A 14,470-nucleotide genomic window follows, 5' to 3' on the forward strand; every position below is an offset into this window, starting at 1 on the left:
TGCGGTGCCACCGGTGTCCCTCACGCCCAGGGGGGCGGACTCGGCGGTGAGGTCGACGGTTTGCGGTGCCACCGGTGTCCCTCACGCCCAGGGGGCGGACACCGACCGGCCAACGCGCTTCCCTATGCATATGCGGACGCCACGGCCGGGACCGCAAGACGCCGCAGCACCAGCGCCATCGGGCGCAGGCGCGAAAGGAAGGTGGAAGGGAAGAAGGCCCCTCGAACGGACAGCATCGAGGCAGCCGGTCCTCAGAAAGAGGGAGCGGAAGGCGAGGGCTTCTCGAAGGGATGGCGCGACTGGAGAATCCGAAGACGAGCGACTCCCGAAGAGCGAGCCACGAGGCAGCAACCGCAGAAGGCGAGGTCTGCGTGAGCGGAGCTGCGGCAGGAGACGTCCTCGCGAGTGGAGCTGCTGCGACAGAAGCCATAGGGGCGATACCTAGTGAGCGGAGTGGCGGCTGCAGCGACAGAGGGAAAGCCTTCGCGAGTGGATTGCGATGGCAGTAACCGGAGAAGGACAGCGCCTTGGCATATGCCGAGGCCATGGCCGCGATTGGAGAAAACCGGGACGCGGTTATCGGAGCGAGAAATGCAACGGGGAAGGGCACTGGAGAGTCAGGCGAGCGAAGAGGGAGCAGGCGAAGCCTGAGGTGTAGGGGAAGGGCGTGGTGAAGGGGAAAGCTGAGGCGAAGGGGAGAACTGAGGCGAAGGGAAAGCTGAGGTCTAAGGGGAAGCTGAGGTGGAGGAAGGGGGTGGTGAAAGGGGAAACCGAGGCGAAGGGGAAAGCTGAGGTGTAGGAGGAAGCTGAGGTGGAGGGGAAGGAGGGGGGAGGGGAAGGAGGGGGGAGGGGCACCGGCCGTGGCCCGTTTGACTGGCGCCCCCGAGGGCGGCCGATGGTGTGTTGTCCGCGGCAGATGGCTAGAGCATCTGTCAGGTCCAGGTCACGCCCCGCACCATGGCTGCTCCTTTCCGGCACGGCTGTCCAACACGACCCACTCGCGGCATGAGCAGGTGTGTGTAGTCAGTGCCAACGTATCCGTTCCCATCGCACATCGCACACTCCGCAATTATTGTGTTACACATCGTTAGTTAGGGAGGAGACGAGATGGCGGCGACCAGTCACGCCTCGATCGGATCTCGCGACGGTGTGTCAACTTTGGCCGGCCGCTGGCCGTTGCTCGGGCAACGTCGCCCGCTCGTGATCTATTTGTGTGCGATCGTCGCTCTCGACCTTGCCGCTATCATGGTGTTCGCGGTGACCACCGTCTTCCAATGGTGGGACCTGGTCACGTTCAGCGCTCTCATGGCGTGCGGCGCGGTCTGCATCGAGGCCAGTCGGCGGCTGGGCATGCCCGCCGGCGTCTCGCGAGACCTGCTGTCGGCGTGGTGGCTGCCGGTTGCGCTGCTTCTGCCGCCGCTTTACGCCATTTTCGCGCCGATCGTCCTGCAGATTCTGCTCCAGGTACGCGTGCGCGCGACCGTTCTCTACCGGCGGGTGTTCAGCGCGGCCGCCATCGGTCTGGCCGGGTGCGCGGCGTCCGTCACGTTCCACTGGGTGATCGAGGACCCGTGGGTGCTGTCGCTCGGGAGCGGACCGCCGATCCTTTGCGCGGTCGGGGCGGCTGTGCTGTTCTCCCTGCTCAACATCGCTCTCATCGCCATCGCCGCCCACACCGCAGACCCCGACATGCCGTGGCGGGAGGTCCTGTGGGACAGGGAGAGCGTGCTGCTGGACATCGTCGAGCTCTGCCTGGGCGTGACGGTCTCGATCTGCTGCGGACTCAACCTGGCCCTGCTGATCCTGACGCTGCCGCCGGTGGTGCTGTTGCAGCGCAGCCTCCTCCACGCCCAGCTCCAGGCCGCAGCCCGTACAGACGCCAAGACAGGCCTGCTGAACGCCGCCGCCTGGCAGCGCGAGGCCGACACCGAAATCGTCCGAGCCCGCCGGACGGGCGAAACCCTGGCGCTCCTGATCATCGACATCGATCACTTCAAACGGGTCAACGACGCCTACGGACACTTGGTCGGCGATCAGGTGCTGGTGGGTGTGGCGTCCACGTTGCGCAGCCAGCTGCGGGACTACGACGTTGTGGGGCGGTTCGGGGGCGAGGAGTTCGTGGTCCTCCTGCCTGGCGCCGACATCCACGAGGCCCGCCAGGTGGCCGAACGCCTCCGCACCCGCATCGGTCACATGGCCATCCCCGTCGACGACGCCCTGGTCAGGGTGACCATTTCGACGGGGGTCGCGTTGATGAGCGTGCACGGGGACGACCTGATCGACCTGCTGGCGGCCGCTGACCTGGCGCTTTACCGGGCGAAGGAGCTGGGGCGGGACCGTGTCTGCATTCCCGTCGTCCAATCACCCCCTCCTCCACGCTCCCTCCCCAGCGACGATCACAACTCCTGACCTACTGAGCTCCACCGGGTTGGCCAAGCTCCGCTTGGGATGCCGGTTCGGCGGTCCCATCCGCCCCACTGGGTTGACTGCTGGCTCTGGCGTGCGGTGTCGGTTCGGCGGCCCCATCCGCCCCAACGGGTTAGTTGCCGGCTCTGGCTGCGATGCCGGTTCGGCGCCCCCATCCGCCCCACTGGGTTGGCTGCCGGCTCTGGCTGCGATGTCGGTTCAGCGGTCCCATCCGCCGCTCGATATTGGTGGCAGCGGCGAAGGCGCATGCTGCGTACCGCAGCGCGCCATGCCCAGCACTGGAACTTCGATATCGGCCCGATCGAGCAGTTTCGCCGCGTACGCGAGGTGCTTCATTCCCACTGCGCTGATGTGGGGCGGGACCCGTCCGGCATCCGATTTTCCTGTCAGGTGCGCCACGGCTTCTCCTGTCAGGTGTGCCACGACGGCGACCCGGCCGCGACGGCCACCTGCACACCGCCTGGACCCCGGTGTTCGGCCCTCGCCCCTGATGCCTTCGGCGCGGCGGGCTCCTGGATCGAGGCCAAGCCGTTCCTGCTCAGCGGCCGCCGCGCGCGTTCGCCGAAGCCGGAGCAGACCTCGCGATCGTCTACCTGCGACCGCTCAGTCACCCGTCGGTGCCGACCCTGAGGGCGGAAGCCCTGCAGGCGAGCTGGCACCACAGCTTTCTCGGCTATGGGTTTGCGCGTTCCGCCAGCGTGAAGAAACGCGGAAACCCGGTTGCCTCGCTGTCCTGGCCGTCGCCGGTCAGTGATCATGGTGTTGCGACGACCGCACGAATGCGCCCGTGTACGCCAGGGGTGGGGGCTGGCCGCGTGGGCGGCCCGCATCGGCTTCGGAATGCGCCCGTGCACGGTAGGGGTGGGCGTGTGGGGAACCGCCTGGTCTTTCGGGTCTTACCGGGAGGAGCGGCGGAAGCCTGGGTGGAGAGCCCCTAAGCTAGAGGGCATGCCGGAGTACATCTATACCCTGCAGCGCGTGCGCAAGGCGCACGGCGACAAGGTTGTCCTTGACGACGTCACGCTGTCGTTCCTGCCCGGAGCCAAGATCGGCGTTCTCGGCCCGAACGGCACCGGGAAGTCGACGCTGCTCCGGATGATGGCCGGCCTGGAGCAGCCGTCCAACGGTGATGCCAAGCTGATGCCGGGCTTCACGGTGGGCATGCTCCAGCAGGAGCCGCCCCTCAACGAGGAGAAGACCGTTCTCGGCAATGTGCAGGAGGGCGTCGCCGAGACGATGGCGATGCTCCAGCGCTACAACGAGATCGCCGAGCAGATGGCCACCGACTACAGCGACGAGCTGCTGGAGGAGATGGGCAAGCTCCAGGACCAGCTCGAGCACCGCAACGCGTGGGACCTGGACAGTCAGCTCGAGCAGGCCATGGACGCGCTGCGCTGCCCGCCGCCCGACGCCGAGGTGACGAAGCTGTCCGGTGGTGAGCGTCGCCGGGTCGCGCTGTGCAAGCTGCTCCTCGAGGCCCCCGACCTGCTGCTGCTCGACGAGCCCACCAACCACCTCGACGCCGAGAGCGTGCAGTGGCTGGAGCAGCACCTGGAGAAGTACGCCGGCACGGTGCTGGCCGTCACCCACGACCGCTACTTCCTCGACAACGTCGCAAACTGGATCCTGGAGCTCGACCGCGGCCGCGCGTACGCGTACGAGGGCAACTACTCCACCTACCTGGAGGCCAAGACGCAGCGCCTCAAGGTCGAGGGGCAGAAGGACGTCAAGCGGAAGAAGCGCCTGGAGGACGAGCTTGACTGGGTTCGGTCCAACCCGAAGGCCCGCCAGACCAAGAGCAAGGCCCGACTCCAGCGGTACGAGGAGATGGCGGCTGAGGCGGACAAGTTCCGCAAGCTGGACTTCGACGAGATCCAGATCCCGCCGGGCCCGCGTCTGGGCACCACGGTGATCAAGTCCGACGTGCTGACGAAGGGCTTCGGCGATCGGCTGCTGATGGAGGGGCTGACGTTCGACCTGCCGCGTAACGGCATCGTCGGCATCATCGGCCCCAACGGCGTCGGCAAGACCACGCTGTTCCGCATGATCACCGGTAGCGAGACGCCTGACACCGGCTCGATCACCGTCGGCGACACGGTCAAGATCTCGTACGCCGACCAGAGCCGCGGCGGCATCGACCCGAACAAGAACGTCTGGGAGGTCGTCTCCGACGGGCTCGACCACATCAAGGTCGGCAACGTGGAGATGCCGTCCAGGGCGTACATCGCGGCGTTCGGGTTCAAGGGGCCTGACCAGCAGAAGAAGGCGGGGGTGCTGTCGGGCGGCGAGCGCAACCGGCTCAACCTCGCGCTCACCCTCAAGCAGGGTGGCAACGTCCTGCTGCTCGACGAGCCCACCAACGACCTCGACACGGAGACGCTGTCGTCGCTGGAGAACGCGCTGCTCGACTTCCCGGGCTGCGCGGTGATCACCTCGCACGACCGGTGGTTCCTCGACCGCATCGCCACCCACATCCTCGCGTGGGAGGAAGGCTCGAACTGGTTCTGGTTCGAGGGCAACTTCGCCGACTACGAGAAGAACAAGATCGAGCGGCTGGGCGCCGACGCCGCCCGTCCGCACCGCGTCACCTACCGGAAGCTCCACCGCGACTGAGCTGATGCGCACGCGCCCCGCCGTCCCGGAGGGAACCCCCTTCGGGTACGGCGGGGCGCGAGTGACATTGCCTGACGCACATGGCCGGTCGCCGGGACCGTCGACCGGCCGGATGGTGGACGGGTGCCGGGATCGTCGGGCGGCGTACGGATGCCGGGGCCGACGGTCAGTTCGGTGGCGTACGGGTGCCGGGACCGGCGATCAGTTCGGTGGCGTACGGGTGCCGGGACCGGCGATCAGTTCGGTGGCGTACGGGTGCCGGGACCGGCGATCAGCTCGGTGGAGGGCGGGTGTCGGGGCTGGTGATCAGCCCGCGGCCGACGGTCAGCTCGGTGGCGGATGGGGCCCGGTGACGTGATGGGCGCGCCGGGCAGGAGACAGCGCCGATCGGCCGCAGTGTTCGTTCAGGGCTCGACGGGGACCTGGGACAGGGCGGCGAGAGATTCCACGAAGAAGTAGATGACCCGGAAGAACGCCAGCACATCCCCGCGTTCCAGGCGTAACCCCCGATACATCACCACCCGTCCGGGATCGGCTCCCTCCCGCAGCTCCCGCCACGTCGACTCCCCGGCCGCCAGCACATAGTCGGCGGCCGCCGGGTCGGAGGTGATCACCGCCTCGGCGCACTTGCCGTCTTCCCAGGTCAGGACCAGATAAGCCCCCGTCTCGCGTACGCCCAGCGCCCACGTGGCGGTGTAGCCGGCGCGGGCGCGGTCGATCCAGCTCCAGTACGACGGCAGTTTGCCCTCTTGAGGAGGCCCCGTGTCCACGGCGGCGCGGGCGGCTTCGGCCCATTCCGGGGTGAAGAAGCGCATGCGTCAGCCTCCGGCGAGCTCTGGTTCGATGCGGGCGACCATGTCCTGGATGTCCGGAGGGAGCGCGATGCCCACGTCCACCAGCTTCATGTGGAGCTGGCGGATCATGAGGCGCCTGACCTCCTCCGGCGACCAGCCCAGAGACTCGAGGGCGAGCCTGCGGCTGGTGGCGCTGTTCATGGCGAGGATCGTACGGAGCGTCTCGTGGATCTGGAGCAGCAGCCGCGGATCCTCCTGCACCGAGTCGCGCAGGAACCGCATCCCGAACTGCACGTGCCTGGCCTCGTCCCGGCACGTGGCCGTGAAGCCGGTGTAGTAGCCGGGCAGGAACCCCCGCTCCCGGCAGTACGTGAGCGTGATCTTCATGACGGAAAGAGCGAGCACGCCCTCGATCCACAGGAAGTACGTCGTGCCGTAGCGCGCCCGGGCGGCGGGGTCTTCGGGGTCCTTCCGCAGTTGGTCGGCCTGGTAGGCGAGCAGCCCGAACGGCCCCACGAACGTCTCCGACACGTGCTCGAACGACGCGTCCAGCACATCCTGCACCGAGTCGCCCGGCATGCCGACCACTTCGCGGTAGAAACGGTCGAAGAACACCGTGTGCCGGGCCTCGTCCTCGATCTGGCTGGACATGTAGATCTTGGACTCCTCGGAGCCGCCCAGCATGAACACCGGCAGCTCCACCTCCACCTGCCGCTCCCCATGGTGGAACCCGGCGGAGATCCCGATGAACGCGTCCCGTTCCTCCTGCGACATGCGCTCGCGCCAGTCGACGATGTCCTGCGAGAAGTCCAGCTCGTAGACGTCCCAGCGCTGGCGCAGGTAACGCCTGTACAGCTCGGTGTAGTCGGGCAGCCGCTTGAGGTCGCGGTGCACGTACGCGAGCACGTCGTCGATGTCGAGGTGACGGATCCCGCGCAGGTCGGAGCCGGCGACGTCGGGCAGTTCGGTCATCCTTCGGCCTCCCCGAGGGCGACTGTGACAGGCGTGCGGGCGGGGCGGCGCCACGGCCCGTTGAACATGACGATCGCAGGGATGAACAGGACAAGACACCCCAACGCCACGAACAGCCACGTCTGCCAGTCCGTCGCCGCGACGACTCGCGGGATGACCAGCAGCCCGACCACCGCGATAGCCTTGGTCAGGAACCCGAACAGCCCCCACGCCGTGCCCTGCAGCCGCGGGTCGGCGTCCTCGGCGTCCTCCGAGTAGTTGGCCATCCAGGGCGCGTACGCCACTCCGAGCGAGCCGCCGAGCAGCGCGCCGACCACCATGAGCGTGCCGGTCGAGACGTCTTCCTGGCCCAGGGAGACGGCGAGGTAGGCGGTGACGAGGACGGCCGCGATGGTTCCGCCGAGGGAGAACGGCTTACGCAGCTGAGTCCGGTCGGACAGGCGGCCTGTTACGATCAGCGTGAGCAGATTGAGACTCCAGAACGCCGCCATGATCGTCGAAGCCTGAGCACTGCTGATACCGAGCGCATCGACCAGCATCGTCTGCCCGAAGAGCGACAGCGTGATGTAGAGCACCAGCCACAGCGAGATGCCGATGACGTGCGCCCAGATGTTCCGCCTGACGAAGAGCGAGCGCACGCGCGCCGGCCTCCCGAGATCCACCACCTGAGCCGCCGCCTGCTCGGTGTGCTGGATCCGGGCCCGCAACTCGGGCGACAGGTCTGCGATGTTGAATGCGATGACCGCCGAAATGACGAGCGAGAAGCACCCCATGATGACGAACTGCGAGCGCCACGAATCGTTGAAGATCGGCAGGGTCCAGCCGGCGATGGCCGCGGCCAGGAAGTTCGCGCCGACGGGTCCCCACGTCCAGAAGCCGAACGCCTGAGCCCGCCCCAGGCGTGGTGAGAAGTCCCTGATCAGCGGCGCGGTGCTGGCCATGGCCACGCCGTCCACGAAGGCCAGCACGATCCGGGCGATCAACAGGTCGCGCGGGTTGTGCACGAGCGTCATGGCGAAACAGCACACGGCCGTCAGGCCCATGAGCGGGATGAGCAGCCGCACCCGGCCGAGCCGGTCGGTGAGTCTGCCGCCCAGGATGGAGGCGATCGCCCCGGCCACCGCCGCGGCGCCTGAGACTGCGCCGTACGTGGCCAGCGACATGTGTAGATCTTTGAGGAGGAGGGGTACGACGGGGGCGATCTGCCCTTCGTAGGAGCCGATGAGGATGGCCAGCACGGCCATCGTGAGGATCTTCATACGGCGGGCGCCGGTCGGGTACTCGTCGAGCTCGCGGACGTAGGACAGCCTCATGGCTTGCCTTTCTGTGGGCTGGACCCCCGTCAAGCGTTCTAGAAGCTTGCTCTAGAATTCATTTCTGTGATGTTGCTCCTCAGTGTGCCCGTCGTCAAGGGTGAGATGTTCATCCCTGGCTAGAATCCGATTCTAGGATCGCCCGGTGTAAGGAGTCGTGTGTTGGACCTTGAACTCGACGGCCTCGAAGTCACCTTCGACCACACGGCCGTGGCCGCTCCCCGGATCAGGGATCTGTTGCCGATCTACCTCGACCTGCTCGGCGGCCGGCACCTGGGCGGCGGTGGCGACAACCGGGCCGTCGGTTTCCGCACGTTACAGCTCACATATGCGAACGGCAGCAAGATCGAGCTCATGGAGCCCCTGGCCGGATCGACGTTCTTCGACAGCTTCTTCGAGCTCAGCAGAGGGCGGGGCGGCGTCCACCACCTGAACTTCCACGTCGACGACCTGACGGCCGCGGTGGCCCTGCTGACCGCCCGCGGCTACCGCCTGCACGGCCTCAACCAGGCGGATCCCCGCTGGCGCGAGGTCTTCCTGCACCCCAAGGAGGCCCACGGCGTCCTGATCCAACTGGCCCAGCCGGGTCCGCACGAGCCGGGCGACGTCCGGCCGACGGTGGAGGAGGTGCTGGCCGGCCGCGGGTGGAATGGCAACGGCGTACCCAGCCCTTGACGCTTGGAGTTCGCGGGGAGCCGTTCGAGGCGGGAGAGGAGAATCCAGTGGGGCTGCGCAGACAGCCGGAGGGCTTTCCCGCTTCGGCGCGATCGCCCCCGGCCAGTGTCGGAGCAAGGTGCGGATCGGAGCGCCAACCGCCAGGTCCCGGTCACCCCTCTTCGAGGACCTGGAGGGGGTCGAGGCGCCGGATCAGGGTCATCGCCGCCTCGATGACCTCCTGCGCCTCCTCCTCTGTGTCCGAGGTGGCGACCTCCCGGGCAGCCTCACCGATGATGCTGGTCAGCACGGCCACGGTGAACCGATCGAGTGGATCATCCCCTGCCCTCAGCAGCACCGCGTTCTGGCGTACCCACTCCCGCCCCCGCGTACGGCGGATCAGCTCGAACCCCGGCGGCCCGTCCCCATCGATGAAGAGCCGCACCAGATCGCGCCGGTCCCAGGCCCCGGCGAGGTACGCGCGAGCCCCGGCGATCAGCAGCTCGACGGGATCATCCACGCCCGCTTTCTTGGCCTTGGCCACACTGGCGGCCGACGCCTCCTCGTGCGCTGCCTGGTGGTCTTCATACAGGGCCAGGAACAGCTCGGTCTTGCCCCCGAAGTGGTGGTAGAGGCTGCCGACACTGGAGCCGGCGCGGGCGACCACCTCGGAGACGCTGGCCTCGGCGAAGCCGTGCTCGCCGAAGACCTCGCGAGCCGCCTGCAGCATGGTTTTACGGGTCTGAGCCGTACGACTCCACTCCCACGAGGACTTACGTGCCACGCGGCAGAGTATAGACCTGGCCGATTCTAGAATCAGGTTCTTGACACCGCGCAACAGTGATGGTCGGGGAGGCGGCTGACGGACTTCTCGCCTACCTCAAGATCCGCGAGTCCATGGGGCAGACGATCTGGCCATCCAGTGGATGGCCGCCGACTCCCTGGTGAAGATCGAGGCGGCTAAGTGGCTGCCGTTGCACGCGGCCTGGCGGGTGCGGGAAGGCATGGATGCCCGGCACGCCTCCTCGATCGCCGAGCATGGGTGACCCCTTGGGCGATGTACGCGAGCGTCTCCATCTCTCGCGCCGACAGACGCGGTGGGCTCGCCTCGGAGGTCGGGGAATCGAACTCGTTCTGCAGACCAGGATGTCGGCCGGCCAGGCCGACAGGTAGAAGCCACCGGACGCACGGGGTTCACGATGAGGCCCGCGGGGGGCCTTGGTGACGTACCCGTTGGCGTTTGAGTGGATGGCGGCCAGCACGTCGGCGGGCCGACCCGAGGCCGAGATGGCCAGGACCCTGGTGGTCGCCGACCGCTCCCTGGCCTCGGTCGCCGGTGGACAGGTACGGGTCGAGGATCAGCACGTCGTGATCCAGGCCGGAGCCGCGCAGGTCACCGATCCCCGAGCCTTGGAGCACGACTTCGAGGTCATCGAAGCGGGGGAGGTACTCCAGGCCATGGCGGATGAGCTCGTGGTCGTCGATTATCGCGATGCGAATCACGTCGTGTTCCCCTGAGGGCTGTGAACGTGGCGGCATGCCGGCGAGGGTGAGCATGGGCATGCAGGGCCGACCAGTCCCCTAAAAGCACTACAGACTCAGCGCGAGATCATTTAGTAAGAATGGGCGACGGGCTGCCGCCCATTCCTACTGTCGTATCCGCCTACTCCACCTCGACCGGCAACTCGTAGATCTCCGTCGTGGGATGCCCGGCCTTCTCGTGTACGCGCAGCACCGCCTCCTTGGACGGCCCGGACGACAGGCAGAACACCTTGCCCGACTCGGGGTCGAGCCAGGCGCGCTCGAAGTGCACGCCCTCGGACTCCTCTATCGCCAGGTCGCGCTCATGCGCCGCACGCAACTGCTCCTCCGTGACCCCCACGAACCCGCTGTGCACGTCCATGAACTTCGCCATCGCGTCCTCTCCTCCCGCACCATCCGGTACGTCGTGTGCCCTCTGAGGAAAAGGCGTTCCATCGTGTGCCATCCCCGTGCCACTGCCACCCAACCAAGCCGGCATCAGCCGAGCCCGCTCCAGGAGCGCCTACAGCCCCGGCACATCAGCCTCGCCACCCCATGAACGCCCTCGGCCCCCGGGCGCCACCAGCACCGCCACCCCATGAACGCCCCCCGACACGGGTAATGGGCGGTCAGGTGGCGGGGAAACCGGGCGCTGAGGGGGTCGGGCGCTGAGTGGGCCCGGTGGTGGCAGCCCCGGGCGATGATTACGCTGAGTAATCGAAAGCTGTCAGGGTGGGTGGTGGCCCGTATACCCCCGTCACCCGGGGGCGTGGTTCGCGCGCCCCCGGCAGGAGGCGGCTCCCGGTGCGGGCGCCCGCGCCTGATCCCCTTGTCCGGTGGACTTGATCCTGCGCCCGGGCGCGCCTGTGCCTGCGCCCGTGCCCGTGCCCGTGCCTGTGACTGCGCGCGTGCCTGTGACTGCGCCTGTGACTGCGCTCGATCCCCCTGCCCACCCCCGGGACGATCATCGCGCGGCCTTTGACCAGCCCGCTCGCGCGACACCTCCGACCACGAGAACAGACCTGACGCAAGGACACCAGGCCCGGGCGGGTACGGTGGCGGACGTGGTTGAACGCTCCCAAGCCCAGCGGCACGTATACCTCCGAACGGTGAGATTTGCCGACATCGACTCCCAGGATCACGTGAACAACGTGCGCTTCCTCGACTACCTCGAGGACGCCCGCTTCGGCATGTTCCACATTGATCCGTACAACGCGGGCGAGGAGCCGTTCAAAGGGCTGGTGGTGACCCGCCACGAGATCGACTACCGCCGCCCCCTCGGCTTCCGTGCCGAGCCGGTGCGGGTCGAGACGTGGGTGACCGAGATCAGGTCGGTGCGGTTCACGATTCAGTACGAGATCCTCGACGACAGCGACGTGTACGTCACCGCCACCTCGGTCCTCGCGGCCTACGACGTCGAGCGGGCGGCACCGCGCAGGCTCACCGAGAGCGAACTGGCCTATCTCAAACGCTTCTCGTGAAGCGGTGGTTGATGCTGGCGCTGGGCGTAAACGCGCACACCAGCGTCACCTTAGGCCTGGGCGGACTGCCCCTGATCCTGCCCGAAATACAGCGACATTTCGAAGTTTCGTTGCCGGTCGCGGGGATCATCGCGAACGCCCCGGCCATCGGCATCCTGTTCGCGCTGGTCGCCTGGGGCGCGCTGGCCGACCGGCACGGCGAACGCGTGGTCCTGGGCACCGGAGTGGGCCTGGCGGCCGTGCTGTTCGCCGCCGTCGCGTTCGTCGACCGGACCTGGGCGGTGATCGCGCTGCTGGCCCTGGCGGGCGCGGCGGGCTCGGCCGCGCTGGTCGGCGGCGGGCGGATCGTCCTGCGCTGGTTCGAACCGCCCGAACGCGGCGTCGCGATGGGCGTGCGCCAGGTCTCCTTCACCCTCGGCATGGCCATCGGCGCGTTCGTCCTCCCGCCGGTCGCCCGGGCGCACGGCCTGCCCGGCGTGCTCGCCGTCTGTGCCGCCGTCAGCCTGGTGGCCGCCGTGCTGGCCGCGCTCTTCCTGGCCGAGCCACCGCGTACGATCTCCGCGCCGGGCAGCGCGCCGGCGGGCACGCCGTACCGGCAGCCCGCGCTGTGGCGGGTGCACGCGACCAGCGCCCTGCACGTGGTGCCCCAGATGGTGGTCAGCACGTACGGCGTGACCTGCCTGGTGCACCTGTACGGCTGGGACAGCGTGGCGGCCGGGCAGTTGTTCGGGGTGGCGGCGATCGGCGGGGCGGCGGTGCGCATCGCGGTCGGGCGCTGGTCCGACAGGACCGGCCTGCGCATGCGGCCCCTGCTGCTCATCACCCTCGCCACCCTCGGCGTGCTGGTGCTGCTGGTCGTCGGCACGATCACCGGCGGCGAGTTCGGACCCGTCATGCTTGCCCTCGCCGCGGTGATGACCGTGGCCGGCAACGGGCTCGCCTATCTCGCCGCCGGAGAGCTGGCCGGACCCGCCTGGGCCGGCAGGGTGCTGGCCACCCACAACACCGTCCAGAACACCGTCTCCCTCGTCATCACGCCGCTCGCCGGCGTGCTGATCGAGCACGCCGGGTTCTGGGCGGGGTTCGCGGGGGGCCTGGCCTGCGCGCTGCTCTCGCTGCCCGTCATCCCCTTCCGCGGCGAGCGCTCGCGAAGGCATGACTAGCGCCAGAGCCACACGGCTATGACTCGTGCCGGAGCCACACCGCGGTGTCGGGCGGCAGCAGGTCCCCCTTGAGCGGACCGCTCGACAGGAGCACGGTGTCGTGCTCGGGCAGGTGTACCGGCCGGAGTCCGCAGTTGATGGCGCAGGTCAGCGGGCCGCGGGTGAAGAAAAGCACACCCTCGGGTGAGTCCAGCCACTCCAAGGTATAAGGAATTGATCCGACCAGGTCACGGCGGCAGGCCAGGGCCCGGCGGTAGAACTCCAGCGTCGAGCCGGCGTCCCCTTCCTGCTTCTCCACGCTCAGCTCCGCGAACGTGGCCGGCTGCGGCAGCCACGGCTCCACCCCGCCGGGAGAGAACCCGTGGGAAGGCGGGTCCACCGTCCACGGGATCGGCACCCGGCACCCGTCGCGCCCGGGCAGTTCGCCCTTCGACTGGAAGAAGACGGGGTCCTGCCTGGCCTCGTCAGGCAGGTCGGTCACCTCGGGCAGCCCGAGCTCCTCGCCCTGGTAGAGGTAGGCGGACCCGGGCAGGGCCAGCATCGTCAGCAGCGCCGCCCTGGCTCGCGCGAGCCCCGTGCCGGGGTCGGCGGTCCCGTAGCGGGTGCGGTGGCGTACGACGTCGTGATTGGACAGCACCCACGTGGCGAACGGCACGGCGGTCAGGGTGTCGTCGATCACCTTCTTGAACGCCGTCGGCGACCACGGCGCCTGCAGCCAGGCGAAGTTGAAGCTCTGGTGCAGCTCGTCCGGGCGTACGTAGCGGGCGAGGTCCTCGGAGCTGTCCGTCCACACCTCGCCCACGGCCATCCGCTCGCCCGGATAACCGTTCAGCAGCCGACGCCAGTCGCGGTAGACGTCGTGCACCTCCGGCTGTCCCCACACCGGCGAGACCGACATGAACGACTGGTCGCCCACGTTGGGCAGCCCCTCGGCCTTGTAGAGCCCCATGGCCACGTCGATGCGGAACCCGTCGACGCCCCGGTCCAGCCAGAACCGCAGGATGTCCAGGAACTCGGCGTGCACCTCGGGATTGCGCCAGTCGAAGTCGGGCTGCCCGGGAGCGAACAGGTGCAGGTAGTACTGCCCGTCCGCCACCTTCGTCCAGGCGGGCCCGCCGAACGTGGACTGCCAGTTGTTGGTGGTGTCGCGGAAGATGTAGCGGTCGCGCCGCTCGCCCCGCAGCGCCGCCTGGAACCAGGGATGCTCGGATGAGCTGTGGTTGGGCACGATGTCGACCAGCACCCGCAGCCCGTGCTCGTGCGCCTGCGCGACCAGCGACTCGAAGTCGGCCAGCGTGCCGAACAACGGATCGACACCCCGGTAGTCCGCCACGTCATAGCCGCCGTCGGCCATGGGGGAGGGGTAGAAAGGCGTCAGCCAGATGGCGTCGACCCCCAGCCGCCGAAGATACGGCAGGCGCTCGCGCACCCCGGCCAGATCGCCGACGCCGTCTCCCGAGGCGTCGGCGAAGCTGCGAACGTAGATCTCGTAGACGATGGCATCACGCCACCAGGGGATATCCATGTGGCGT

General features: G+C 68.2%; 13 protein-coding genes and 1 pseudogene. 7 read left to right on the plus strand and 7 right to left on the minus strand.

The window, feature by feature from the left end; all coding sequences use genetic code 11:
• Positions 1–1,257: 1,257 nt before the first annotated feature.
• Positions 1,258–2,409, plus strand: coding sequence for a GGDEF domain-containing protein (locus ABZX61_RS33770; protein WP_355200160.1), 1,152 nt, complete (start codon positions 1,258–1,260; stop codon positions 2,407–2,409).
• Between the two features lie 216 nt (positions 2,410–2,625).
• On the opposite strand, the gene ABZX61_RS33775 is transcribed toward ABZX61_RS33770, so the two are convergent.
• A complete protein-coding gene (locus ABZX61_RS33775) occupies positions 2,626–2,826 on the minus strand; it encodes a hypothetical protein (protein ID WP_355200161.1) in 201 nt (66 codons plus the stop codon).
• Between the two features lie 549 nt (positions 2,827–3,375).
• Between ABZX61_RS33775 and ettA the strand changes: the two genes are divergently transcribed.
• Positions 3,376–5,040: an energy-dependent translational throttle protein EttA gene (gene ettA / locus ABZX61_RS33780; RefSeq protein WP_350731606.1), complete on the plus strand. Its 1,665-nt coding sequence runs from the start codon at positions 3,376–3,378 to the stop codon at positions 5,038–5,040.
• Positions 5,041–5,444: 404 nt separating this feature from the next.
• On the opposite strand, the gene ABZX61_RS33785 is transcribed toward ettA, so the two are convergent.
• Genes ABZX61_RS33785 through ABZX61_RS33795 form a run of 3 tightly spaced genes read right to left on the minus strand, consistent with a single transcriptional unit; the run spans position 5,445 to position 8,119 of the window.
• Positions 5,445–5,855: a hypothetical protein gene (locus tag ABZX61_RS33785; RefSeq protein WP_355200162.1), complete on the minus strand. Its 411-nt coding sequence runs from the start codon at positions 5,853–5,855 to the stop codon at positions 5,445–5,447.
• A gap of 3 nt (positions 5,856–5,858) precedes the next feature.
• Positions 5,859–6,806: a ribonucleotide-diphosphate reductase subunit beta gene (locus ABZX61_RS33790; RefSeq protein WP_355200163.1), complete on the minus strand. Its 948-nt coding sequence runs from the start codon at positions 6,804–6,806 to the stop codon at positions 5,859–5,861.
• Positions 6,803–8,119, minus strand: coding sequence for an MFS transporter (locus tag ABZX61_RS33795; RefSeq protein WP_355200164.1), 1,317 nt, complete (start codon positions 8,117–8,119; stop codon positions 6,803–6,805). Before ABZX61_RS33795 ends, ABZX61_RS33790 begins: the two co-directional genes overlap by 4 nt.
• A 162-nt stretch (positions 8,120–8,281) precedes the next feature.
• On the opposite strand from ABZX61_RS33795, the gene ABZX61_RS33800 reads away from it, so the two are divergent.
• Positions 8,282–8,794 carry a VOC family protein gene (locus tag ABZX61_RS33800; protein ID WP_355200165.1) on the plus strand — a complete coding sequence of 171 codons (513 nt, stop codon included), beginning with the start codon at positions 8,282–8,284 and terminating at the stop codon, positions 8,792–8,794.
• A 151-nt stretch (positions 8,795–8,945) separates the two neighbouring features.
• On the opposite strand, the gene ABZX61_RS33805 is transcribed toward ABZX61_RS33800, so the two are convergent.
• Positions 8,946–9,557, minus strand: a complete 612-nt coding sequence (locus ABZX61_RS33805) for a TetR/AcrR family transcriptional regulator (RefSeq protein ID WP_355200166.1) — start codon at positions 9,555–9,557, stop codon at positions 8,946–8,948.
• 118 nt (positions 9,558–9,675) lie between these two features.
• On the opposite strand from ABZX61_RS33805, the pseudogene ABZX61_RS33810 reads away from it, so the two are divergent.
• Positions 9,676–9,810, plus strand: a pseudogene (locus tag ABZX61_RS33810) (acyl-CoA dehydrogenase); the annotation flags it as partial.
• 211 nt (positions 9,811–10,021) lie between these two features.
• Positions 10,022–10,291, plus strand: coding sequence for a hypothetical protein (locus ABZX61_RS33815; protein ID WP_355200167.1), 270 nt, complete (start codon positions 10,022–10,024; stop codon positions 10,289–10,291).
• A 145-nt stretch (positions 10,292–10,436) separates the two neighbouring features.
• Here ABZX61_RS33815 and ABZX61_RS33820 read toward each other — a convergent pair whose 3' ends face one another.
• Positions 10,437–10,688 carry an SCO4226 family nickel-binding protein gene (locus tag ABZX61_RS33820; protein WP_350731592.1) on the minus strand — a complete coding sequence of 84 codons (252 nt, stop codon included), beginning with the start codon at positions 10,686–10,688 and terminating at the stop codon, positions 10,437–10,439.
• A 715-nt stretch (positions 10,689–11,403) separates the two neighbouring features.
• Here ABZX61_RS33820 and ABZX61_RS33825 point away from each other — a divergent pair.
• Both ABZX61_RS33825 and ABZX61_RS33830 read left to right on the plus strand, forming a co-directional pair.
• A complete protein-coding gene (locus ABZX61_RS33825) occupies positions 11,404–11,775 on the plus strand; it encodes a thioesterase family protein (RefSeq protein WP_350731589.1) in 372 nt (123 codons plus the stop codon).
• Entirely contained in the window at positions 11,772–12,938 is a 1,167-nt protein-coding gene (locus ABZX61_RS33830) for an MFS transporter (protein ID WP_355200168.1), read from the plus strand. Before ABZX61_RS33825 ends, ABZX61_RS33830 begins: the two co-directional genes overlap by 4 nt.
• A gap of 16 nt (positions 12,939–12,954) precedes the next feature.
• On the opposite strand, the gene ABZX61_RS33835 is transcribed toward ABZX61_RS33830, so the two are convergent.
• Positions 12,955–14,463, minus strand: a complete 1,509-nt coding sequence (locus tag ABZX61_RS33835) for a glycoside hydrolase family 13 protein (RefSeq protein WP_355200169.1) — start codon at positions 14,461–14,463, stop codon at positions 12,955–12,957.
• Positions 14,464–14,470 lie beyond the last annotated feature (7 nt).

The sequence above is a fragment of the Nonomuraea sp. NPDC003709 genome (assembly GCF_040610775.1).
Lineage (GTDB): Bacteria > Actinomycetota > Actinomycetes > Streptosporangiales > Streptosporangiaceae > Nonomuraea > Nonomuraea angiospora_A.

Bases quoted from the DNA above. Each gene is read 5' to 3' on its own strand.
- ettA (WP_350731606.1), top strand. From the start codon at position 3,376: ATGCCGGAGTACATCTATACCCTGCAGCGCGTGCGCAAGGCGCACGGC.
- ABZX61_RS33785 (WP_355200162.1), bottom strand. From the start codon at position 5,855: ATGCGCTTCTTCACCCCGGAATGGGCCGAAGCCGCCCGCGCCGCCGTG.
- ABZX61_RS33790 (WP_355200163.1), bottom strand. From the start codon at position 6,806: ATGACCGAACTGCCCGACGTCGCCGGCTCCGACCTGCGCGGGATCCGT.
- ABZX61_RS33795 (WP_355200164.1), bottom strand. From the start codon at position 8,119: ATGAGGCTGTCCTACGTCCGCGAGCTCGACGAGTACCCGACCGGCGCC.
- ABZX61_RS33815 (WP_355200167.1), top strand. From the start codon at position 10,022: ATGGCGGCCAGCACGTCGGCGGGCCGACCCGAGGCCGAGATGGCCAGG.
- ABZX61_RS33820 (WP_350731592.1), bottom strand. From the start codon at position 10,688: ATGGCGAAGTTCATGGACGTGCACAGCGGGTTCGTGGGGGTCACGGAG.
- ABZX61_RS33835 (WP_355200169.1), bottom strand. From the start codon at position 14,463: ATGGATATCCCCTGGTGGCGTGATGCCATCGTCTACGAGATCTACGTT.